Here is a 721-nt window from a genome sequence, read left to right on the forward strand (position 1 = left end):
CTTCCACACCGCACACCACTGGATCACAAGACTTGCGCAACTCCCCCACCCCATCACCATCAACCACATCCCACCCCTAGCAGCAGAACTCGGATGGAAACCCAGCAAGGACCTCGATGAGTATCTCTACGAACACGACTCAAGTAGCACCTTGATCCAGATCCCTTACAACAAGAAAACAACAGAGGTTTATTGGACCTCCTTTCCAGTTGCATTGATCCCAAATCCCACTCTAGATGATAGCATCAATCTAGCTGACCTCTACTTTCAGTATCTCCATCAAGCAAGAAAAGTTTGGGGAAATCCGATTGACAACACAACAAATCCGACCGGAGGCATCTGGCAAATCCATCAGTACGCCTACATCCAACTCGATCTGCACCCAGAACAAATCATTATTTCTTGCAACAGAGTGGACCCAAACGGGAGCCGATGAAATGTTGGACTGCCACATGTTTAGCCCTCTTTAAACAAAACCTGACGGGGTGATGGGGTGACAGAAGTTTCCTCTGTTTTCATGCTGGCGTGTGTTGGATGTGTGGGGTGTCATGGTTTAGAATCACTGGTGTGAATGGTATTCAGATTTCGGGTGACGAGTTTGATGTCCTGCAGGGTTATAAACGTGGTGGACCGCACAAGTTGATGCAGGCGAAGGCGGAGGCAATCTTGTTGTTGTCCCGGCGGGTCGACATTGAGGTCGTGGCCGAGATGGCAGAACGTC

1 protein-coding gene is annotated in these 721 nt (G+C 49.5%); it reads left to right on the forward strand.

Going from position 1 to position 721, the window contains the following annotated elements:
• The coding region (locus EII34_RS16180; RefSeq protein ID WP_185711401.1) for a DUF6301 family protein at window positions 1-436 on the forward strand (436 nt) is incomplete at its 5' end.
• Window positions 437-721: the final 285 nt, after the last annotated feature.

The organism is Arachnia propionica (genome assembly GCF_003859805.1).
Lineage (GTDB): Bacteria > Actinomycetota > Actinomycetes > Propionibacteriales > Propionibacteriaceae > Arachnia > Arachnia propionica_C.